General features: G+C 61.3%; 14 protein-coding genes, 4 tRNA genes and 1 pseudogene. All 19 read right to left on the bottom strand.

Annotated elements, in window-relative coordinates; genetic code table 11:
- Window positions 1-123: 123 nt before the first annotated feature.
- Entirely contained in the window at window positions 124-4,368 is a 4,245-nt protein-coding gene (rpoC, locus tag WBR68_RS05860) for a DNA-directed RNA polymerase subunit beta' (RefSeq protein WP_050450097.1), read from the bottom strand.
- Entirely contained in the window at window positions 4,368-8,480 is a 4,113-nt protein-coding gene (rpoB, locus tag WBR68_RS05855; protein WP_050450098.1) for a DNA-directed RNA polymerase subunit beta, read from the bottom strand. Before rpoB ends, rpoC begins: the two co-directional genes overlap by 1 nt.
- A gap of 161 nt (window positions 8,481-8,641) precedes the next feature.
- Entirely contained in the window at window positions 8,642-9,022 is a 381-nt protein-coding gene (gene rplL / locus WBR68_RS05850; protein ID WP_006216571.1) for a 50S ribosomal protein L7/L12, read from the bottom strand.
- 81 nt (window positions 9,023-9,103) lie between these two features.
- Entirely contained in the window at window positions 9,104-9,628 is a 525-nt protein-coding gene (gene rplJ / locus WBR68_RS05845) for a 50S ribosomal protein L10 (RefSeq protein WP_006216572.1), read from the bottom strand.
- 273 nt (window positions 9,629-9,901) lie between these two features.
- Window positions 9,902-10,603: a 50S ribosomal protein L1 gene (gene rplA, locus WBR68_RS05840; RefSeq protein WP_006392088.1), complete on the bottom strand. Its 702-nt coding sequence runs from the start codon at window positions 10,601-10,603 to the stop codon at window positions 9,902-9,904.
- Window positions 10,604-10,605: 2 nt separating this feature from the next.
- Window positions 10,606-11,037: a 50S ribosomal protein L11 gene (rplK, locus tag WBR68_RS05835; protein WP_046806050.1), complete on the bottom strand. Its 432-nt coding sequence runs from the start codon at window positions 11,035-11,037 to the stop codon at window positions 10,606-10,608.
- A gap of 63 nt (window positions 11,038-11,100) precedes the next feature.
- Complete coding sequence (nusG, locus tag WBR68_RS05830) at window positions 11,101-11,634, bottom strand: transcription termination/antitermination protein NusG (RefSeq protein ID WP_006216576.1); 534 nt, start codon at window positions 11,632-11,634, stop codon at window positions 11,101-11,103.
- A gap of 9 nt (window positions 11,635-11,643) precedes the next feature.
- On the bottom strand, window positions 11,644-12,024 hold the full coding sequence (gene secE, locus WBR68_RS05825; RefSeq protein ID WP_006216577.1) for a preprotein translocase subunit SecE: 381 nt from the start codon (window positions 12,022-12,024) through the stop codon (window positions 11,644-11,646).
- 64 nt (window positions 12,025-12,088) lie between these two features.
- Window positions 12,089-12,164, bottom strand: a tRNA-Trp gene (locus WBR68_RS05820).
- Window positions 12,165-12,306: 142 nt separating this feature from the next.
- Window positions 12,307-13,497, bottom strand: coding sequence for an elongation factor Tu (tuf, locus tag WBR68_RS05815; RefSeq protein WP_006221899.1), 1,191 nt, complete (start codon window positions 13,495-13,497; stop codon window positions 12,307-12,309).
- Between the two features lie 56 nt (window positions 13,498-13,553).
- Window positions 13,554-13,628, bottom strand: a tRNA-Thr gene (locus WBR68_RS05810).
- Window positions 13,629-13,640: 12 nt separating this feature from the next.
- Window positions 13,641-13,714 (bottom strand) — tRNA-Gly (locus tag WBR68_RS05805).
- Window positions 13,715-13,859: 145 nt separating this feature from the next.
- Window positions 13,860-13,946: transfer RNA gene (locus tag WBR68_RS05800), tRNA-Tyr, on the bottom strand.
- Between the two features lie 113 nt (window positions 13,947-14,059).
- Window positions 14,060-15,223, bottom strand: coding sequence for an iron-containing alcohol dehydrogenase (locus WBR68_RS05795; RefSeq protein WP_127186195.1), 1,164 nt, complete (start codon window positions 15,221-15,223; stop codon window positions 14,060-14,062).
- Between the two features lie 26 nt (window positions 15,224-15,249).
- Complete coding sequence (locus WBR68_RS05790; RefSeq protein WP_230693702.1) at window positions 15,250-16,638, bottom strand: aldehyde dehydrogenase family protein; 1,389 nt, start codon at window positions 16,636-16,638, stop codon at window positions 15,250-15,252.
- Between the two features lie 30 nt (window positions 16,639-16,668).
- On the bottom strand, window positions 16,669-18,054 hold the full coding sequence (locus WBR68_RS05785; protein WP_050447330.1) for a glutamine synthetase family protein: 1,386 nt from the start codon (window positions 18,052-18,054) through the stop codon (window positions 16,669-16,671).
- Between the two features lie 251 nt (window positions 18,055-18,305).
- Complete coding sequence (locus WBR68_RS05780) at window positions 18,306-19,319, bottom strand: Bug family tripartite tricarboxylate transporter substrate binding protein (RefSeq protein WP_230693701.1); 1,014 nt, start codon at window positions 19,317-19,319, stop codon at window positions 18,306-18,308.
- Window positions 19,320-19,512: 193 nt separating this feature from the next.
- A complete protein-coding gene (locus WBR68_RS05775; RefSeq protein ID WP_050447464.1) occupies window positions 19,513-21,114 on the bottom strand; it encodes a rhodanese-like domain-containing protein in 1,602 nt (533 codons plus the stop codon).
- A gap of 45 nt (window positions 21,115-21,159) precedes the next feature.
- A pseudogene (gene metC, locus WBR68_RS05770) lies at window positions 21,160-22,302 on the bottom strand (cystathionine beta-lyase); the annotation flags it as partial.
- Between the last annotated feature and the right edge of the window lie 2 nt (window positions 22,303-22,304).

Below are 22,304 nucleotides of genomic sequence, written 5' to 3'. Positions count from 1 at the left end.
CCCATGCACAATCCGTAAACAAAAATAGCTGAACAAAAAAAGGCCGCTGATTTCGCATCAGCGGCCTTTCTGTTTCCGGTCCCCGCGCCGAGCCTGCGCGCGGGGATCTGTCCGGGTTTCCGCTTATTCGGCGGAATCGTCCGTACCAGCGTCGGAAGCCGGAGCTTCTGCGTCCGCGCCCACCGTGACCGGCGAGTCTTCGAACGGGTTGGCCTGTTGGCGGGCGGCTTCGCGTTCCGCCGCTTCCAGCTCTTCCTTGTCGCGGCGTGCGTGGTGGTAAGCCAGGCCGGTACCCGCCGGGATGAGGCGGCCGACGATGACGTTTTCCTTCAGGCCACGCAGGTCGTCGCGCTTGCCCATGATGGCGGCTTCGGTCAGGACACGCGTGGTTTCCTGGAACGAAGCGGCCGAGATGAACGAGTCGGTCGACAGCGAGGCCTTCGTGATACCCAGCAGCACGTTGTCGTAGGTCGCCGGGATACGGTCTTCGGCAGCCATGCGATCGTTGGCGTTCAGCAGTTCGGAGCGCTCAACTTGCTCGCCCGGGATGAACTCGGTATCGCCAGCGTCAACGATGTTCACACGGCGCAGCATCTGACGAACAATCACTTCGATGTGCTTGTCGTTGATCTTCACGCCCTGCAGACGGTAAACGTCCTGCACTTCGTCGACGATGTACGTCGCCAGCTTCTCGATGCCTTGCAGGCGCAGGATGTCGTGGGGATCGGCCGGGCCGTCCACGATCATTTCGCCCTTGTTCACCACTTGGCCGTCGTGCACCAGCACCTGCTTTTCCTTCGGAATCAGGAACTCGTGGCTCACGCCTTCCAGGTCGGTGATGACCAGACGCTGCTTGCCCTTCGTGTCCTTACCGAACGACACCGTACCGGTGACGTCGGCGAGCATGCCGGCATCCTTCGGCGAACGGGCCTCGAACAGCTCGGCCACACGCGGCAGACCGCCGGTAATGTCGCGGGTCTTTTGCGATTCTTGCGGAATACGCGCCAGAACTTCACCCACGGCAACCTGCTGGCCGTCGCGCACGGTAATCAGCGCGCCCACCGGGAACGAGATGTTCACCGAGTGATCGGTGCCGGCAATCTTGACGTCTTCGCCGCTTTCGTTGACCAGCTTGATCTGCGGACGCATGACGATCTTGCCGCCACGGGTCTTCGGCGTGATGACGACGAGCGTCGACAGGCCGGTGACTTCGTCCACCTGCTTGGCAACGGTCACGCCTTCTTCGATGTTCTCGAAGCGGACGGCGCCGCCGTATTCCGACACGATCGGACGGGTCAGCGGATCCCACGTCGCCAGACGCGCACCAGCCTTCACGGCTTCGCCATCGCCCACCAGCACGGTCGCGCCGTACGGGATCTTGTGGCGTTCGCGTTCGCGGCCATTGTCGTCGAAGATCGCCAGTTCGCCAGAGCGCGAAATCGCCACACGTTCGCCCTTGGCGTTCGTGACATAGCGCATCGTGCTGGCAAAACCGACCTGACCGCTGGACTTGGTTTCCACCGCGCTGGCCAGAGCCGAACGCGACGCCGCGCCACCGATGTGGAACGTACGCATCGTGAGCTGCGTGCCCGGTTCACCGATGGACTGAGCAGCGATAACGCCCACTGCTTCGCCCTGGTTGACCGGCGAACCACGACCCAGATCGCGGCCGTAGCAGTGTGCGCACAGACCGTGACGCGTTTCGCACGTCAGCGGCGTGCGGACCTTGACTTCGTCCACGCCGATGCGGTCGATGGTGTCGACCAGATCTTCGTCCAGCAGGGTACCGGCGACGATAGCCGTTTCCTGCGTGTCCGGGTTGATGATGTCCACGGCGGCAACACGACCCAGGATGCGGTCGCGCAGCGGTTCGATGACTTCACCACCTTCCACCAGGGCCTTCATGTTGTAGCCCAGCGACGTACCGCAATCGTCCTCGGTGATCACCAAGTCTTGCGTCACGTCGACCAGACGACGAGTCAGGTAACCCGAGTTTGCCGTCTTCAGTGCCGTATCAGCCAGACCCTTACGCGCGCCGTGAGTCGAGATGAAGTACTGAAGCACGTTCAGACCTTCACGGAAGTTCGCGGTAATGGGCGTTTCGATAATCGAGCCGTCCGGCTTGGCCATCAGGCCGCGCATACCGGCCAACTGACGGATCTGGGCGGCCGAACCGCGAGCGCCCGAGTCAGCCATCATGTAGATCGAGTTGAACGATTCCTGGCGCACTTCTTCGCCGTGACGGTTCACAACCGGCTCGGTGGCCAGTTGTTCCATCATCGCCTTGCCGACCTTGTCGCCAGCCTTGCCCCAGATGTCCACAACGTTGTTGTAGCGCTCTTGGGACGTGACCAGACCCGACGAGTACTGCTTGTCGATTTCCTTCACTTCGCGGCTGGCTTCAGCCAGGATGCCTTCCTTGGCGGTCGGGATCAGCATGTCGCCCATGGCGATCGAGATACCGCCGCGCGTGGCCAGCTTGAAGCCGGACTGCATCAGCTTGTCGGCGAAGATCACCGTGTCGCGCAGGCCGCAACGGCGGAACGACTGGTTGATCAGGCGCGAGATTTCCTTCTTCTTCAGTGCCTTGTTCAGCACCGTGAAGGGCAGGCCCTTCGGCAGAATTTCGGACAGCAGCGCACGGCCGACCGTCGTCTCGTGACGGCGGATAACCGGTTGCCATTCGCCAGCCTCGTCGCGCTCGTGCTCTTTCAGACGCACGGTCACGCGGGATTGCAGCTCGACCTCGCCGTTGTCGTACGCACGTTGCACTTCAGCGACGTCGGTGAAGAAGATGCCTTCGCCGCGGCCGTTGATGCGCTCACGCGTCGTGTAGTACAGACCCAGCACGATATCCTGAGACGGCACGATCGACGGTTCGCCGTTGGCCGGGAACAGCACGTTGTTGGACGCCAGCATCAGCGTGCGCGCTTCCAGCTGGGCTTCCAGCGACAGCGGCACGTGAACAGCCATCTGGTCACCGTCGAAGTCGGCGTTGAACGCCGCGCAAACCAGCGGGTGCAGCTGGATGGCCTTGCCTTCGATCAGGACCGGCTCAAACGCCTGGATGCCCAAACGGTGCAGCGTAGGCGCACGGTTCAGCATGACCGGGTGTTCGCGGATGACTTCTTCCAGGATGTCCCAAACCACGGGTTCCTGGCTTTCCACCAGCTTCTTGGCAGCCTTGATGGTCGTGGCCAGGCCCATCATCTCCAGACGATTGAAGATGAACGGCTTGAACAGTTCCAGGGCCATCAGCTTGGGCAGACCGCACTGGTGCAGCTTCAGCTGCGGACCCACCACGATGACCGAACGGCCCGAGTAGTCGACGCGCTTGCCCAGCAGGTTCTGACGGAAACGACCGCTCTTGCCCTTGATCATGTCGGCCAGGGACTTCAGCTGGCGCTTGTTGGCGCCCGTCATGGCCTTGCCGCGGCGACCGTTGTCCAGCAGCGAGTCAACGGCTTCCTGCAGCATCCGCTTTTCGTTGCGCAGGATGATTTCCGGCGCCTTGAGCTCCAGCAGACGCTTCAAGCGGTTGTTGCGGTTGATGACGCGGCGGTACAGGTCGTTCAGGTCGGAGGTCGCGAAGCGGCCGCCGTCCAGCGGCACCAGCGGACGCAGGTCCGGCGGCAGCACGGGCAGCACTTCCATGACCATCCACTCGGCCTTGATGCCCGACTTCTGGAAGCCTTCCAGCACCTTCAGACGCTTGGAAATCTTCTTGATCTTGGCTTCCGAGCTGGTGGCCTTCAATTCGCCGCGCAGCGTTTCCACTTCGCGGTCGATGTCGATGGTACGCAGCAGTTCGCGCACGGCTTCCGCGCCCATCAGGGCACGGAAATCGTCGCCATACTCTTCGGTCTTGGCCAGGAAATCGTCGTCCGACATGATCTGGCCGCGCTTGAGCGGCGTCATGCCAGGTTCGATCACGCACCAGGCTTCGAAGTACAGAACGCGTTCGATGTCGCGCAGGGTCATGTCGAGCACCATGCCCAGACGCGACGGCAGGCTCTTCAGGAACCAGATGTGCGCGACGGGGCTGGCCAGCTCGATGTGGCCCATGCGTTCACGGCGAACCTTGGCAACGGTAACTTCAACGCCGCACTTTTCGCAGATCACGCCACGATGCTTCAGGCGCTTGTACTTGCCGCACAAGCACTCGTAGTCTTTGATCGGGCCAAAGATCTTGGAGCAGAACAGACCGTCACGTTCAGGCTTGAACGTGCGGTAGTTGATGGTCTCGGGCTTGCGAACTTCGCCGTAAGACCACGAACGGATCTTCTCGGGCGAGGCGATGCCGATCTTGATGGCATCGAATTGCTCGTCTTGCGAGACTTGCTTAAATAGGTCGAGTAGCGCTTTCATTAGTTACGCTCCAAATCCATGTCCAGGGCCAACGAGCGGATTTCCTTCACCAGCACGTTGAACGATTCCGGCATGCCGGCGTCGATGACGTGGTCGCCCTTGACGATGTTTTCGTATACCTTCGTACGGCCAGTGATGTCGTCCGACTTCACCGTCAGCATTTCTTGCAGGGTGTACGCGGCGCCGTATGCTTCCAGCGCCCACACTTCCATTTCCCCGAAACGCTGACCACCGAACTGCGCCTTACCACCCAGCGGCTGCTGCGTGACCAGCGAGTACGGACCCGTCGAACGCGCGTGCATCTTGTCGTCGACCAAGTGGTGCAGCTTCAGGTAGTGCATGTAGCCGACGGTCACGGGGCGCTCGAATTTCTCGCCCGTGCGGCCGTCAAACAGCCATGCCTGCGTACGCGAAGGCGTCAGTGCCATGCGCTCGGCGACGTCGTCCGGATAGGCCAGCTCCAGCATCGTGGTGATTTCCTCTTCGGTCGCGCCGTCGAAGACGGGCGTCGCGAACGGCACGCCGTTCTTGAGGTTCTGGGCCATTTCCATGACTTCTTCGTCGGTCAGCTCGTCGATGCGGGCGCCGGAACCGGTCGTGTTGTAGACCTTGTCCAGGTAGGCACGGACGTTCTTGACCTGCGCAGTGCGCTCGTCGCGCAGCAGATCGGCAATGCGGTGGCCCACGCCCTTGGCAGCCCAGCCCAAGTGCACTTCCAGCACCTGACCGACGTTCATCCGCGAGGGCACGCCCAGCGGGTTCAGAACGATGTCGGCCGGCGTGCCGTCAGCCATGTGCGGCATGTCTTCCACCGGGGTGATACGCGAAACCACACCCTTGTTACCGTGACGGCCCGCCATCTTGTCGCCAGGTTGCAGACGGCGCTTCACGGCCAGGTAGACCTTGATCATCTTCAGCACGCCCGGGGGCAGCTCGTCGCCCTGCGTCAGCTTCTTGCGCTTCTCTTCGAAGGCCAGATCAAACTGGTGACGCTTCTGCTCCAGCGATTCCTTGGCTTGCTCCAGCACGACAGCGTGCGGCTCATCGGCCAGACGGATGTCGAACCACTGCCAGCGGTCCAGATCAGCCAGGTAAGCCTTGGTGATCGTAGCGCCCTTGGCCAGCTTGCGCGGGCCGCCGTTGACGGTCTTGTTGACCAGCATCTTTTCGATACGGTCGAACTGGTCGTTTTCAACGATGCGCAACTGGTCGTTCAGGTCTTGGCGATAGCGGCGCAGTTCATCGTCAATGATGGACTGGGCGCGCTTGTCGCGCACGATGCCTTCACGCGTGAACACTTGCACGTCGATCACGGTGCCGGTCATGCCCGAAGGCACGCGCAGCGAGGTGTCCTTAACGTCGGACGCCTTTTCACCGAAGATGGCGCGCAGCAGCTTTTCTTCCGGCGTCAGCTGGGTTTCGCCCTTGGGCGTGACCTTGCCGACCAGCACGTCGTCGGCGCTGACTTCGGCGCCAATGTAGGTGATGCCCGAATCGTCCAGACGGTTCAGTTGCGTCTCAGCCAGGTTGCTGATGTCGCGCGTGATTTCTTCCGGACCCAGCTTCGTGTCGCGGGCGACAACCGTCAGTTCCTCGATGTGCACCGAGGTGTAGCGGTCATCGGCAACAACCTTTTCGGAGATCAGGATCGAGTCTTCGAAGTTGTAGCCGTTCCAGGGCATGAACGCGATCAGCATGTTCTGACCCAGGGCGAGTTCGCCCAGGTCGGTCGATGCGCCGTCAGCCAGCACGTCGCCCTTGGCGACCTTGTCGCCACGCTTGACGATAGGACGCTGGTTGATGTTCGTGTTCTGGTTGGAGCGGGTGTACTTGATCAGGTTGTAGATGTCGACACCGACTTCGCCGGCGACGTTTTCTTCGTCGTTCACGCGAATCACGACGCGCTCGGCGTCAACGTGGTCGACCAGGCCGCCACGCAGTGCCTGCACGGTCGTGCCCGAGTCAACGGCCACGGTGCGTTCGATACCCGTACCCACGACCGGCTTTTCCGGACGCAGGCAAGGCACGGCCTGACGTTGCATGTTGGCGCCCATCAGTGCGCGGTTCGCGTCGTCGTGCTCAAGGAACGGAATCAGCGAAGCAGCCACCGACACGATCTGCGACGGGGCAACGTCCATGTAATGCACGTTGGCCGGCGAGGTCAGCATCGTTTCGCCTGCTTCACGGCAAGCAACCAGGTCGTCAACGAAGGCGCCCTGCTCGTCCAGCGCGGCGTTAGCCTGTGCAATGACGTAGTGGCTTTCTTCGATGGCCGACAGGTAATCGATCTGCTCGCTGACGCGGCCATCGATAATCTTGCGGTAAGGCGTTTCCAGGAAGCCGTACTCGTTCAAGCGAGCGTACAGCGCCATGGAGTTGATCAGACCGATGTTCGGGCCTTCCGGCGTTTCGATCGGGCAGACACGGCCGTAGTGGGTCGGGTGCACGTCGCGGACTTCAAAGCCGGCGCGCTCGCGGGTCAGACCGCCCGGGCCCAGTGCGGAAACGCGACGCTTGTGCGTGATTTCCGACAAGGGGTTGGTTTGGTCCATGAACTGCGACAACTGGCTCGAACCGAAGAACTCCTTGATGGCAGCCGAGATCGGCTTGGAGTTGATCAGGTCGTGCGGCATCAGGTTTTCGGTCTCGGCTTGGCCCAGACGTTCCTTGACCGCGCGCTCGACACGCACCAGGCCAGCGCGGAACTGGTTTTCGGCCAGTTCGCCAACACAACGCACGCGACGGTTGCCCAAGTGATCGATGTCATCGATCTGGCCACGGCCGTTACGCAGCTCAACCAGCACCTTGATGGTTTCAAGGATGTCTTCGTTGGTCAGCGTCATCGGACCGGTGATGTCTTCACCACGGCCCAGACGGCTGTTGACCTTCATGCGGCCCACGCGCGACAGATCGTACGTCTCTTCGCTGTAGAACAGACGTTGGAACAGCGCTTCCACCGCTTCTTCGGTGGGAGGCTCGCCAGGACGCATCATGCGGTAGATGGCAACGCGCGCGGCCATCTGGTCGGCGGTTTCATCGGTGCGCAGGGTTTGCGAAATGTACGGACCACGGTCCAGATCGTTCGTGTAGAGCGTCTGGATGTCGTAGACGTTCGAGGCGCGCAGGGCACCCAGCACGCTTTCCGTGATTTCGTCGTTGGCGTTGGCGATGACTTCGCCGGTATCTTCGTCAACGATGTTCTTGGCCAGCACGCGGCCGTACAGGAAATCTTCCGGCACGGAGATGCGCTGGATGCCACCGGCAGCCAGGTCGCGCAAATGCTTGGCATTGATGCGCTTGTCTTTTTCGACGATGACCTTGCCATCGCGATCCGAGATGTCGAAGCGGGCCATTTCGCCCTTCCAACGCTCGGGCACGAATTCCATCATCGCGCCTTCGCTCTTCAATTCGAAGTTATCGAAGTCGAAGAAGTTGGCCAGGATGGATTCCGGCGTCATGCCGATGGCCTTGCACAGGATCGTGACAGGCATCTTGCGACGGCGGTCGACGCGGAAGAACAGGACGTCCTTCGGGTCGAATTCGAAGTCCAGCCACGAGCCGCGGTAAGGAATCACGCGGGCCGAGAACAGGAGCTTGCCGGAGCTGTGCGTTTTGCCGCGGTCGTGTTCGAAGAACACGCCAGGCGAACGGTGCAGCTGCGACACGATGACACGCTCGGTGCCATTGATGACAAAGGAACCCGTGCCCGTCATGAGCGGAATTTCGCCCATGTAGACTTCCTGTTCCTTCACTTCCTTCACGGTCGGCTTGCTGACTTCGCGGTCAAGCAGCACCAGGCGGACCTTGGCTCGCAGGGGCGAGGCATAGGTCAGACCACGTTGCTGACATTCCTTGACATCGAACACCGGTTCGCCGAGCACGTAGCTCACGAACTCCAAGCGCGCCATACCGTTGTGACTAACGATCGGGAAAATCGACGAGAACGCCGCCTGCAAACCGTCGGCTACGCGATCGGACGGGGCGGTATCCGCCTGCAGGAAAGTTAGGTAGGATTGAAGCTGTGTCGCCAAAAGGAAAGGAACGTTTTGAACGTCTTCACGCTTGGCGAAGCTTTTGCGGATGCGCTTTTTTTCGGTGTACGAGTAAGGCATGAGCACTCCGACTCGAGGTTGCATGGGCCGTCAACCACGGCCCTAGGTGATACGACTCCAGGAAACCCCCCTGAAAGGGCATACCCCCAGTAGGGGTTTCCTGGAAACGCAAAAGCCCGGGGACTGCAAACTGTGCTGTCCCCGGGCAGTTGACGCAGGTCTTACTTGACTTCGACCTTGGCGCCAGCTTCTTCCAGCTTCTTCTTGGCGGCTTCGGCGTCAGCCTTGGCCACAGCTTCCTTGACGGGCTTCGGAGCGCCGTCAACCAGGTCCTTGGCTTCCTTCAGACCCAGACCGGTCAGCTCGCGCACGGCCTTGATGACGCTGACCTTGTTCGCGCCGGCTTCCAGCAGGACGACGTTGAACTCGGTTTGCTCTTCAGCAGCGGCAGCAGCGCCACCAGCGGCGGGAGCAGCAACAGCGACAGCGGCGGCAGCAGCCGACACGCCAAACTTCTCTTCCATTTCCTTGATCAGCTCGGACAACTCGAGCACGGTCATGCCAGCGATGGCGTCAAGGATTTCAGCTTTGTTAAGTGCCATTTTTAAGAACTCCAAATATTTTGGTAATGCCAGGGTTTGGGTGTCGCTTCGTCGTTCAGCGAATTCCGGACAGCAGGGCGATTAGGCCGCTGCCTTTTGGTCGCGCACAGCCGCGAGGCCACGGGCGAACTTGGTCGGAACTTCGTTGAGCGTACGCACGAATTGCGCGATCGGGGCTTGCATGGTGCCAAGCAGTTTCGACAGCAACTCTTCGCGGGACGGCATGGTGGCCAAGGCCTTCACACCATCTTGAGTCAGCAGGCTGTTGGGCAATGCGCCCGCCTTGATGACCAGCTTGTCGTTGCTTTTCGCGAAACCAGCGATAACCTTGGCCGCCGAAACCGGATCAGTGCTGATGCCATAGATCAGCGGACCGGTCAGTTGCTCAGCCAACGGCTCGAAAGCCGTGCCGGCAACAGCACGACGGGCCAGCGAGTTCTTCAGAACTCGCAGATACACGCCCGATTCACGCGCAGTTTTGCGCAGTACGGTGACAGAGGCGACGTCCAGACCACGGTACTCAGCGATAACAATCGATTGTGCCTTGGCGACTTCTGCCGAGACTTCCTCGATTACCACCGCTTTCTCTTGACGATTGAGACTCACGGTTTGAACACTCCATCAAAAGACGCCTGGGGCCTGAGCCTTGCGCGTCAACCGAATGCGGCGCCTGGTCGAGTTCTTCGGGTAAAGAAATCTTCCTGGGGACGCCGTCTACGCTGGATCCGAACTAGATGAGCTTCGGGATTAAGCGGGGCAGCGAGGATGCTGCTTTCTGTACAGAAGGGAGAACCCTTCCACTACCCTGCTCCAGCGGTCTTTGACAGCAACATCCGGAGGAATCCGGATGCAGCCCAAAGTACGTTTACAGCTGTTGGCTTAGTTGGAAGCCGACAGCGAGGCAATTTCAACGCGAGCACCGCCGCCCATCGTGGACGAAACGGCCAGCTTGCGCAGGTAAATGCCCTTGGCAGCTGCGGGACGGGCCTTTTGCAGGGCGTCGACCAGAGCAGCCAGGTTGGTTTGCAGCTGTTCCACGCCGAACGACGCGCGGCCGATCGTTGCGTGGATGATGCCAGCCTTGTCGGTACGGTACTGAACCTGACCGGCCTTGGCGTTCTTGACAGCGGTGGCGACGTCAGGCGTCACGGTGCCGACCTTCGGGTTCGGCATCAGGCCACGGGGACCCAGGATCTGGCCCAGGGCACCCACGACACGCATCGTGTCGGGCGAAGCGATGACCACGTCAAAGTCCATTTGACCGGCTTTGATCTGGTCAGCCAGGTCGTCCAGGCCAACGATGTCGGCGCCGGCGGCCTTGGCGGCTTCAGCCTTGTCGCCTTGGGCGAACACGGCAACGCGAACCGACTTGCCGGTACCGGCGGGCAGAACGACCGAACCGCGAACCAGTTGGTCCGACTTCTTCGGGTCGATGCCGAGCTGCACGGCCACGTCAATGGATTCATTGAACTTGGCGACGGCGGTTTCCTTGACCAGGGTCAGGGCTTCAGCGACCGGGTACAGCTTGGTGCGGTCGATCTTTTGTGCAATAGCGGCGGCGCGCTTGGACAGTTTTGCCATGATTAGATCCCCTCAACCGTGATGCCCATGCTGCGGGCGCTGCCAGCGATCGTGCGCACAGCGGCGTCCAGATCAGCGGCGGTCAGATCGGGGCCCTTGGCCTTGGCGATTTCTTCAGCTTGAGCGCGGGTCAGCGTGCCGACCTTGTCGGTATGCGGCTTGGGCGAACCCTTTTGCACGCCAGCGGCCTTCTTGATGAGGACCGTCGCGGGCGGGGTCTTCATGATGAAGGTGAAGCTCTTGTCCGCGAAGGCGGTGATCACCACCGGAATCGGCAGACCAGGCTCCATGCCTTGGGTCTTGGCGTTGAACGCCTTGCAGAATTCCATGATGTTCAGGCCGCGTTGACCCAGTGCCGGGCCAATCGGGGGGGACGGGTTAGCTTTACCAGCCGGTACTTGCAGCTTGATAAAGCCGACGATCTTTTTCGCCATGCTTTGCTCCTTGCGGGTTATATCGCCGTGGCCTTATTTGCCAGGGCTCCCCGGGGGTTGAAATCAGGTCTTTTCGACCTGGCTGAAATCGAGTTCGACGGGTGTGGCACGACCAAAAATGGTGACCGACACGCGCACCTTGCTCTTTTCGTAATTGACTTCTTCGACGTTGCCGTTGAAGTCTGCAAACGGACCTTCCTTGACCCGAACCATCTCGCCCACTTCGAAAAGAATCTTGGGGCGGGGTTTCTCGACACCCTCTTCCATTTGAGAGAGGATCTTCTCGACTTCCTTTTCGGAAATCGGGGTCGGACGGTTGCCCGAGCCACCCAAAAAGCCGGTGACGCGGTTCGTGTTCTTGACCAAATGCCACGTTTCGTCGGTCAGGTCCATCTCAACCAGGACATAACCGGGGAAAATGCGGCGTTCGGTGATCGACTTCTGACCACCCTTGACCTCGACGACTTCCTCGGAGGGCACAAGAATGCGGCCAAAAGACGTTTGCAAGGCCGCGCGCTCGATGCGCTCTACCAGGGCCTTGTGAACGCTCTTTTCCATGCCGGAGTACACATGGACGACATACCAACGCTTACTCATTCGCCGTCCTTATTTCCAGCCCAACAACAGGCCGTAAAGAATCCATTCGATGCCCTTGTCGAGCACCCACATGAAAATGCCCATGACAGCCACGAACGCGAAAACGATACCCGTCATCTGGGTCGTTTCCTTGCGGGTGGGCCATGCGACACGCTTGACTTCGTTGTAGGACTCGCTGGCAAAGCTCAGGGTGCGGCGGCCGGGTTCGCTGAACCAGGCAATTACGGCTGCAATCACAAGGCCGCCGACAAACACGCCGACACGTGCAGGCATCGGCTGTGCGCTAAGCACGGAAAACCCGACGATGCCAGCAATAACGACGAGAACCGCCAGGCCGAGCTTGACCCGGTCGGCGGTGCTGGTTACGGTTTCTACGCTGGTATTAGACATATTGCGACGCGAGCCGCCGTGAATGCGTAACTCGCGATGATCTCCCGCGGGTTTATCCTGGCGGTGGCAGGGGCAGTAGGAATCGAACCTACAACCTTCGGTTTTGGAGACCGACGCTCTGCCAATTGAGCTATGCCCCTAAAACACTACTGGCTTGCACTACATTCACTGGCTTTCCGCCCAACGCCTACGCGCATGGTCACGGAACCGAACATCATACTACTTTTACAGCAAAGATGGATAGAGGGACTTGAGAGTCCACTCTACCCATCCGGGTATTGCTTACTTCAGGATCTTGGCGACGACGCCGGCGCCGACGGTACGACCGCCTTCACGGATGGCGAAACGCAGGCCTTCTTCCATGGCGATCGGAGCCAACAGCTTGACCGTCATGGCCACGTTGTCGCCCGGCAGAACCATTTCCTTGTCGGCCGGCAGCTCGATCGTGCCCGTCACGTCCGTCGTGCGGAAGTAGAACTGGGGACGATAGCCTTGGAAGAACGGCGTGTGACGGCCGCCTTCTTCCTTGGACAGGATGTACACCTCGGACGTGAAGTCCGTGTGCGGCGTGATCGAACCCGGCTTGGCCAACACTTGACCACGCTGGACGTCTTCACGCTTGGTGCCGCGCAGCAGAATGCCCACGTTGTCGCCAGCTTGACCTTGGTCGAGCAGCTTGCGGAACATTTCAACACCCGTGCAAGTCGTCTTGACCGTCGGCACCAGGCCCACGATTTCGATTTCTTCGCCGACCTTCACGATGCCGCGTTCGATACGGCCGGTAACCACCGTGCCACGACCCGAGATCGAGAACACGTCTTCAACCGGCATCAGGAACGTGCCGTCCACGGCGCGCTCGGGCGTCGGGATGTACGAATCCAGTGCAGCGGCCAAAGCCATGATGGCTTGCTCGCCCAGTTCGCCCTTGTCGCCTTCCAGCGCCAGCTTGGCCGAACCCTTGACGATCGGGGTGTCATCACCCGGGAAGTCGTACTTCGACAGAAGTTCGCGAACTTCCATTTCCACCAGCTCGAGCAGCTCGGCGTCGTCAACCATGTCAGCCTTGTTCAGGAAGACGATGATGTACGGCACGCCAACTTGGCGGCTCAGCAGGATGTGTTCACGCGTTTGCGGCATCGGGCCGTCAGCGGCCGACACAACCAGGATCGCGCCGTCCATTTGCGCCGCGCCCGTGATCATGTTCTTCACATAGTCAGCGTGGCCCGGGCAGTCAACGTGAGCGTAGTGACGCGCTTCCGTTTCGTACTCGACGTGAGCGGTGTTGATCGTGATGCCGCGAGCCTTTTCTTCAGGAGTCGCATCGATCTGGTCGTAGCCCTTGGCTTCGCCACCGAACTTGTTCGACAGAACGGTCGTGATAGCTGCCGTCAACGTCGTTTTGCCGTGGTCAACGTGACCAATCGTACCCACGTTCACGTGCGGCTTGGTACGTTCAAACTTGCCTTTTGCCATGGCTGACTCCTGACCTGGATTGCGCTTCAGACTGAAGAAAAGAACTTGGAAATTTGTGGTGCCCATGGCGCGGATCGAACGCGCGACCTCTCCCTTACCAAGGGAGTGCTCTACCACTGAGCCACATGGGCATTTAAAAATCTTGGAGCGGGTGAAGGGAATCGAACCCTCGTCGTAAGCTTGGAAGGCTTCTGCTCTACCATTGAGCTACACCCGCGGCATACCCATTCACCATCTCATTTCCCAAACCCTCAAAATCAAGGCCTGGGGAACCTTACAACCTTCTTTGCGAAGGCCGCCCAGTTCCCTAGGCCTAATTTTAAAATCCAGGCAGACATCGCCTGGATTTAGAGTTGGGTCTCTGGTGGAGGAGATTGGATTCGAACCAATGTAGGCGCAAGGCCAACAGATTTACAGTCTGCCCCCTTTAACCACTCGGGCACCCCTCCAGCGGAGAACTTGAGATTATGAACACTTTCGAATCCGGTGTCAAACCTTCCAGATGAAAATATTCAAAAACTTTTGTTCAACCACTCGCGTTTCCGCGCAGAGGGGGCGAAGTTTACAGGTTTCCGCGAATTGCTGCTTGCAAAAGTTGTGAATACTCATCGGCGGTGAAAACAATGGGGTTTGTTCCACCTGACGGATCCTCACTGGCCATGCGCCCTACCCGCTCGGCTTGCGCCTCGTCGATGCCGATCTCGGCCAGCGTATGGGGAATGCCTACCGCCTCGCGCAAGCGCAGCACCCAATCCAGCACCGCGCCGGGCCCAGTGGCCGGAAGGTCGAGGTAACGCGCCAGCGCTTCCAACCTGGGCGCGACCGCGTGCTGGTTCGCCTTGAGCACATAAGGCATCAAGATGGCATTGAGCATGCCGTGATGCGCGTCGTACAGCGCGCCCAAGGGATGCGCCAAGGCATGCATGGCGCCCAGGCCGCGCTGGAAGGCAGTGGCGCCCATGGTGGACGCCACAAGCATTTGCTGACGCGCCTGCACATTCGAGCCGTCCGCCACCACTTGCGGCAGGTATTCCTTGATCATCCGCATGCCTTCGATGGCGATGCCCGCGGCCATCGGATGAAAAAACGGAGAGCAATACGCCTCAAGGTTGTGCGATAGCGCGTCCATGCCGGTCGCGGCGGTGATCCTGGGCGGCAGGCCCAGTGTCAGCTCGGCGTCCAGAATGACGATGGCCGGCAGCATCCGCGCGTGGAAGATGATGCGTTTGACCTCTGCGGCTTCATCCGTGATGACCGAAGCCCGCCCCACTTCCGACCCGGTGCCTGCCGTGGTCGGCACGGCCACCACCGGCGCCATGCCGGCGACGTTCACACGCAGGTAGTTGTCGCCGATATCCTCGAAGTCCCATAAGGGACGATCTTGCCCCACCATCAACGCAATCGCCTTGGCAGCGTCCAACGCGGAGCCGCCGCCGAAGGCAATAACACCGTCGTGCCCGCCCTGCTGGTAGGCCGCCACACCATCTTCCACATTCCGGCCGGTGGGATTTCCCTTGATCTCATGAAAAACCGCACACGCCAAGCCCAATTGATTGCACGCCAGCGCGGCGTTTGCCACCATCGGCAAGGGGGCCAGGCCCGGATCGGTGACGAGCAGCGGGCGCGTCATGCCAAGTTCGCGGCACCATTCGGGCAGTTCTTTCACGCGGCCCGGGCCGGCCTTGATGGCAGTCGGGTAGTTCCAGTTAACGCTGGGCACGGTCATGATTCGGTTCCTGAAGACGCCTTGGATCAGACGCTGCGCAGATGGAAGGATTTGGCCTGGGTAAGCTGTTCGTAGCCAATGACGGACAGGGACACGCCGCGGCCCGTGTTCTTGACGCCCGTCCAGGCCAGGGCCGGATCCAGGTAGTCGCAGCGATTCATGAAGAACGTGCCGGTGCGCACTTGCGCACCAAGTGTCAGCGCGGCCGCTTCATCTTGCGTGTATACCGCCGCCGTCAGGCCGTAGGGGCTGTCATTCATCAATGCGACGGCTTCGTCATCGCCCGCGACCGGCATGATGCCGACAACAGGTCCGAAGCATTCGTCGTTCATGATACGCATGCGATGGTTTACTCGCGTAAGGATCGCTGGGGCGACATAACACGAGCCTTCACTCGCATTATTGAAATGCGATTGATCCATCATATTTTTGGCGCCAGCCGAAATGGCGTCGCCAACAACATCACGAATTTCCGCCGCGGCGCGGGCACGAACCACCGGCCCCAACGTCGTGGTCTCATGCAACGGGTTACCCAGTACATAAGCCTTGGTCAGCGCGACCGTTCGTTCAACAAAGTCATCGTATCGCGACTGCGCCACGTAGATGCGTTGAATACCACAGCAGGACTGACCAGAATTGAAGAACGCGCCGTCGACCAGGGATTCAACTGCGTGGTCCATGTTGGCGTCGTCGCGCACATAGGCGGGATCGTTACCTCCCAGTTCTAAACCCACGCCGATGAACCGGCCCGCCGCGCTTTCCTCGACAACGCGGCCCCCGCGCACCGAGCCCGTGAACGACACGTAGCCAATCTCCGGCGCGCGGATCAGCCTTTGCACCGTGTCATGGTTCGCATGCAGGTACTGGAATACGCCCTGGGGCACGCTGGCATCACGAAATGCCCGTTCAAGCAGTTCCGCGCACAAGGGCGTCTGATCAGAGTGCTTCAGAATCACGGTGTTGCCGGCCATCAAGGCCGGCACGATGCTGTTCACAGCGGTCAGCAGCGGGTAATTCCAGGGCGCGATGGTCAACGCAACGCCAATTGGCTCGCGACGAATGAAGCGCGTGAAGCCAGTCTGCTCGGGCACCTGTATGGGCGCCAGCGCGTCATCGGCAATCGAGATCATGTGGCGGGCGCGAGCCTCGAAGCCGTCCACTTCACCCGGCGTGTAACGCAACGGCCGGCCCATCTGAATCGTGATCGCGCGGGCAATTTCGTTGCGGGCCGCGACCACCTTGTCGACGGCCGCCGATACGATGCGCCCCCGCTGTGCAATACCCAACGCCTGCCAAGCCGGTTGCGCGGAATGTGCCTGAGCCAGCGTGCGCGAGATCTGCGCTTCGCTGGCGTAGGCACGCCGGACGACCTCGCGTCCGTCGATGGGACTGATGGTGATGAGTTCCTCGGTCATGGTGGCCCTAAGCAAATAGTTGGACTCGGATCAGATGATCTCGAAATAGCGAGCAAGCTCCCAGTCGGTGACATGGCGCCGGAACTGCCGCTCTTCCCATTCCCGGGTTGCGGCGTAGTGTTCTACGAAGGCGTCGCCGAACAGGTGACGCGCGGCCTCGGACTCGCGCAAGCGTTGTGCCGCCTCCCACAGCGTGGTGGGCAAATGCATGTGGGCGGGGAATTGCTGGGTGTAGGCGTTTCCCTGCACCATCGGTTCTGGCACCAGACCCAGCTGAATGCCGTACAGGCCGGACGCCAAGGCGGCGGAGAGCGCCAGATACGGATTGGCATCCGCCGATCCGATGCGCACCTCAACACGCTGTGACTTGTCGCTGCCGGGGATCAGGCGCAACGCGGTGGTGCGGTTCTCCATGCCCCAGGTGGCGTCCAGCGGCGCCCAATACCCCGGCACCAGCCGCGAATAGCTGTTGATGGTCTGGGCGTACAGCGCCATGAACTCCGGCAGATAGCGTTGCACGCCCGCCATGAACGAGACCTGCACCGCGCTCATGCCGTGCGGCTGCGATTCATCATAGAAGGCCGAGCGGCCACTTTTCGCGTCACGCAAGGACAGATGAATGTGGCCGCTTTGGCCGGGATGGTCGTGCGACCACTTGGCCATGAACGTCGCCATCAAGCCGTTCTGCTGCGCCAGCGCCTTGGTGAAGGTCTTGAACAAAAAGGCCTTGTCGCCAGCGGCCGCGGCCTTGTCGACGGCGATGGCCGCTTCCAGCACCCCAGGCCCAGTTTCCGTGTGCAGGCCTTCGATGGGCATGTCCATGCGTTCGCACATGTCCAGCAGCTTACGGTAGAAGTCGCCTTCGACCGTGCTGCGCAACATGGAATAGCCGAAGTTGCCCGGCGTCCAGTTCTCCATATTGCGATAGTGCTTTGCGCGCACGGAGTGCGGCGTTTCACGGAACATGAAGAATTCATATTCCAGCGCGGCGTAGACGTCGTAGCCCATGCCCTCCGCGCGATCCAGCGTACGTTGCAGCAAGCGGCGCGGGCAGATGGCGGCCGCATCGCCTTCGAACTCGGCCAGGAACAGCAGCATGTCTTCGCCCCCAGGCCCCTGCTCCAGTGGCAGGCGACGACCGGTGTGGGGCAGGATGCGCAGCTTGGCATCGGGATAGGCCGTGTGCCAGCCGGTGTACTTGGTGTTGTCGTAGAGTTGGTCGTCCAGGTCCCAACCGAACACCACGTCGCAAAACGCCAAGCCCGAGCGCAGCGCCCCCAGGAATTTGTCGCGCCGCAGGTACTTGCCCAGCATGACGCCGTCGACGTCAGACAAGCCCACCTTGATATGCGAAAGCGGACTGGATTGCACCAGACGTTCCGCGTCTTCCACCGTTGCTACCCCTAGTGAATGCATGCTCGTTCACCTTGTGGCTGAAGCCTTGCGTTGGACTGCGGGCAAGCGCCACGGCGCCCTTACCGGACAAGGGAATATCGCGTGGCGTGCTCTCAGGGTTTCTCCGAGTCTAGACACCTTGCCGCGAATTTGCAGCCTTGAGCATGCAGTAGTTTCCCTAGGTAGCTGGCAAGCAATTCCAGGGCGCATGGCGAACACGCAAGCGAAACAGGCGGCACATGGCCGCCTGTTGCTGACGTCTCACGCAGGCCTTAATCCAGCGATACGCCCGCCGTCTTCACCATGTCGGCCCAGTAGACCGTGTCTTCCTGCAGGCGTGTCTTGAACGCATCAGGCTGGCTGCCCACCGGCCAACTGCCGCCACTGTTGATCTTTGCAATCACCTTGGGCGACTTCATTGCCTGGCTGACTGCTTGCGCCAGATAGGCAACGCGCTCGGGCGGAGTACCCGCCGGGGCGAACAGGCCGTACCAGTCATCAGCCGTGATGCCGTCCAGGCCGCTTTGCTTCAGCGTGGGCGCGCCCTTGAAGATACCGACGCTGTTCTCATGGCTCAACGCCAGGATGCGCAGTTTGCCGGCGGCCACCATGGGTTCAGCCGACGCTGGCGACGTGATCAGCATGTCGACCGTGCCACCCATCAGGTCGGTGATGGCCGGCGCCGCGCCGCGATACGGCACGTGCACCAGGGTCACGCCCGCCTTCTTGGACACCAGCGCGCCCATCAGGTGGCTCATGGTGCCGTTGCCCGGCGTGGCGTAGGTGATGATGCCCGGTTGTTTGCGCGCGGCCTCCAGGTAGTCGGCCATGGTCTTGTACGGGCTCTCGGTGCGCGCCACCAGCACCAGCGGCGCGGACGTGATCTGCGAGATCGGCATGAAGTCTTTGACGGGATCAAAGCCCACGTTCTTGTAAAGACGCGGATTGACGGCCATGACGCTGGTTTGCGACATCACCAGTGTGTAGCCGTCAGGCTTGGCGCGCGAGACCTGCGCCGTGCCCACATTGCCGCCCGCGCCAGAACGGTTTTCCACGACGACGCTTTGGCCTGTGATGGCACCCAACTCTTGCGCGATCAGACGCGACACATTGTCGTTGCCGCCCCCAGGCGGAAACGGCGAAACGACAGTAATGGCCTGCTTCGGATAGTCGACCGGCGCCTGCAGGGTTTGCGCTTGAGCTTGTGCCTGGGCGCTTGCGCCCCCGACCAATGCCGCGACGGTGAATGCGACGGCGCCGCAGGTGTGCAATGCGTGGTGCTTCATGTGGATTTTCCCCTTGTCGTAAAGGCCGGATACGCGGCCATGCTTTGCATTCCGGTTCGCCATGAACCGTCCGCACCCCGTCGGCACCTGCCGCCGGGGCGTATTAATCGGGTTGATGCATGTGGTGTGCCGCCTGGGCCTCTGCGGGCCATTGCGGCGTGCGCGCTATCCAGCGCGCGGTAGCGGGTCCGCGCTAACTTGCTGGAAAGCGGTACGTGGCCAATTCGCGCTCATCAATCTGCTTGACCAGGTTGGTCTCCCACGCCAGATACTGACGCGCCGCGGCCTTGTTGCCATCGTGACGGTCATGCACGAAAAACAGATAGTCGATGCACGCTTCGTCCGAGGGCACGGCGGGCGTGACTTCAAGCGCGATGCCCGCCGCCGACCAACTGGCTGGCGTGCCGGTGTTCACCTTGATGTCGCGCATACCCAAGGCACGCAAGTCCTCGGCTGCCCACGCGGCCAGGTCGGCGTCGTCGGCCAGCAGGACGACGGGACGCGCCGGGTCCAGGTTCAAGCGGTCCAGACGCGGGCGGATGGACCACTGTGCGCCGGAGATATGTCCGGCGCGATATCGCATGCCTGGGCGGATATCGACAGCCTGCACGCCCTGCGGCAAGACTGCCGCCAGCGCCGCGTCGGTCAAAACGGAAAGGTGCGGGGTCCGCGGCATCGGTGCCTCATGCACCAAGGCGGCGTGCACGCCCTCTTCCAGCACGCAAGCGTCCCAGCCCATCTGCCGCAACCAGCTCGCCACGACCGGCGCGCGCACGCCCTCGGCGTCGAACACCACGATCCGCGCGCCGCGCACAGCCAGGTACTGGTCCGTGGCCTGCACCAGTTGGCCGCCCGGCGTGTGCTGCGCTCCCGGCAAGGACCCTTGCGAAAACTCTTCAGCGCTGCGCACGTCGCACAGGAACGTCGTGCGCTTGGGGTCGAGCAGCCACGCCTGCACCGTGCGGGCATCCACCACCGGCACGCCATGACGCTGGGCCAGTTGCGCCGATCGCGCAGCCAGCGCGGGCAGCGCTTCCGGCGACACGCCATCGTCATAGCGGCGGCGCGCACCGTGTTCAAGTTGCAGGTCTTCCAGATACCAGCCCTGCGTGCCGTTCTCAAGCGCGTAGACAGGGTTGGGCACCCCCAGGTTGATCAGCGTCTGGGCGCCAATGATGCTGCGTGTGCGGCCGGCGCAGTTGATGACGATCGTTGTGTTCGGATCCTTTACCAGCGTGTGGGCGCGCAGCGCCAACTCGCCATTCGGGCAGCATATGCCACCGGGGATGCTCATTTTTTGGTATTCGGCGTAAGGCCTGCCGTCCAGCACAATCAAATCGTCGCCACGCCTCTGGCGCTCGGCCAGTTCACGGGCGCCGATGCGGGGGGTGTGGAAAACTTCTTCGGCCAATTCGCCAAAGGTTTTGCTGGGGACATTCACGCCTGCGAAAGCGGCGTAGCCGTCGCGCTGCCATTGGGCAATGCCGCCGGCCAGGCGATGCACGTTGCCGTAACCCAGTCGCGCCAATGCGCGGGCGGCGCGTTCTGCCGTGCTGTCGTCGCCGCCGTTGTCGTACACGACCACGCGCACGTCGTGGCGGGGGGCCAGGCGCAGGATGTCCACTTCCAGCCGGCTGTACGGAACGGGCACCGCGTAGAACAGATGGGATTCGCCGTACTGCCCGTGTTCGCGCACATCCAGCAAGGCGATCTCGCTGCCATCGTGCAGCCACTGTTTGAGCGTGTGGGAATCAACGGTTGCGATGGAAGGGGCTGAGGTGGGATGCGTCGTCATGGAATTCAAGGAGATCCGGGGGGATAAGGTCAACGCTGACAGGGCTTGTTCCAAGTCGCTGATCAGGTCTTCGGGGTCTTCAAGGCCAATATGCAGGCGCAGCATGGCGCCGCGTGGCGTCGGGTCCGGCAGCGCGCGCGACGCAAACTGCACCGGAATCACCAGGCTTTCAAAGCCGCCCCACGACGCGCCGATGCCAAACAGGCGCAGGTTGTCGATCAACCTCTCGGCGTCCTGGGCGTTATAGGCGCCATCCAGTTCCACCGTCAGCAGCCCATTGGCGCCGGTGCAGTCGCGCAACCACACCGCGTGCGACGCGTCACCAGGCAAGGCGGGGCACAGCACACGGGCAACTTCGCGGCGTTCCTGCAGAAATTGTGCTACCCGCATTGCGTTCTTTTCGTGCTGAGCCATGCGCAGGGGCAGCGAACGCATCCCGCGCAACACCAGGAAAGCGTCATCAGCGCCCACGGTCTGGCCAAAGTCGATGGTGGCGCGCTCAAGCGGGCGCCAGGCGCGCGCATTGACGACGACGGCGCCCATCATCACGTCGGCATGTCCACCGAGATATTTGGTGGCGGCCAGTATGGAAATATCAGCGCCCAGCGTGAGCGGTTTGTATATCAAACCCGACGCCCACGTGTTATCCACAGCCAGCCAGCAACCGTGTTTTTTCGCGGCTGTGGATAACTCGCAAAGGTCCGGCAGCTCATAGGTCAGTGAGCCCGGCGCTTCGGCGTAGATCATTCGGGTGTTGGGTTGGATCAAGGCTTCTATGCCCGCACCGTTCGGCCGGTAGAACGTATGTTCGATACCCAGGCGCGTCAGATGCTCCGCGCAGAATCGGCGCACCGGCTCATACACCGCGTCGGTAATCAGGACGTGATCGCCCGCGCGCAGATACGCCAGCAATACCGTGGCGATCGCCGCCTGGCCGGTGGGGAACAGCGCTGCGCGAAAGCCCTGCTCCAGCTCCACCAGGGCGTCTTCCAGCGCGTGCGTGCTGTCGGTGCCGCGCGCGCCATAAGACGGCAGGCGCTCTTGTTCGCGGCGCTCGCGCGTGTCACGCCAGGCAGCGACGCTATCGAAAACATAGGTGCTGGCGCGCGTAACCGGGGTATTCACCCACCCTTGATGGGGACGCCCCGCACGCAGCAATCGCGTTGCGGGCTGGTAGGGCTTGTTCATGA

The sequence above is a fragment of the Achromobacter sp. JD-1 genome (genome assembly GCF_038594925.1).
In the GTDB taxonomy this organism is placed as follows: Bacteria; Pseudomonadota; Gammaproteobacteria; order Burkholderiales; family Burkholderiaceae_B; genus Achromobacter; species Achromobacter spanius_C.
The sequence above is the reverse complement of the archived record's forward strand: the minus strand, read 5'-3'. Positions and strand labels throughout refer to the sequence as shown.

Bases quoted from the DNA above. Each gene is read 5' to 3' on its own strand.
- rpoC (WP_050450097.1), bottom strand. From the start codon at position 4,368: ATGAAAGCGCTACTCGACCTATTTAAGCAAGTCTCGCAAGACGAGCAA.
- rpoB (WP_050450098.1), bottom strand. From the start codon at position 8,480: ATGCCTTACTCGTACACCGAAAAAAAGCGCATCCGCAAAAGCTTCGCC.
- rplL (WP_006216571.1), bottom strand. From the start codon at position 9,022: ATGGCACTTAACAAAGCTGAAATCCTTGACGCCATCGCTGGCATGACC.
- rplA (WP_006392088.1), bottom strand. From the start codon at position 10,603: ATGGCAAAACTGTCCAAGCGCGCCGCCGCTATTGCACAAAAGATCGAC.
- rplK (WP_046806050.1), bottom strand. From the start codon at position 11,037: ATGGCGAAAAAGATCGTCGGCTTTATCAAGCTGCAAGTACCGGCTGGT.
- nusG (WP_006216576.1), bottom strand. From the start codon at position 11,634: ATGAGTAAGCGTTGGTATGTCGTCCATGTGTACTCCGGCATGGAAAAG.
- secE (WP_006216577.1), bottom strand. From the start codon at position 12,024: ATGTCTAATACCAGCGTAGAAACCGTAACCAGCACCGCCGACCGGGTC.
- tuf (WP_006221899.1), bottom strand. From the start codon at position 13,497: ATGGCAAAAGGCAAGTTTGAACGTACCAAGCCGCACGTGAACGTGGGT.
- WBR68_RS05795 (WP_127186195.1), bottom strand. From the start codon at position 15,223: ATGACCGTGCCCAGCGTTAACTGGAACTACCCGACTGCCATCAAGGCC.
- WBR68_RS05790 (WP_230693702.1), bottom strand. From the start codon at position 16,638: ATGACCGAGGAACTCATCACCATCAGTCCCATCGACGGACGCGAGGTC.
- WBR68_RS05785 (WP_050447330.1), bottom strand. From the start codon at position 18,054: ATGCATTCACTAGGGGTAGCAACGGTGGAAGACGCGGAACGTCTGGTG.
- WBR68_RS05780 (WP_230693701.1), bottom strand. From the start codon at position 19,319: ATGAAGCACCACGCATTGCACACCTGCGGCGCCGTCGCATTCACCGTC.
- WBR68_RS05775 (WP_050447464.1), bottom strand. From the start codon at position 21,114: ATGACGACGCATCCCACCTCAGCCCCTTCCATCGCAACCGTTGATTCC.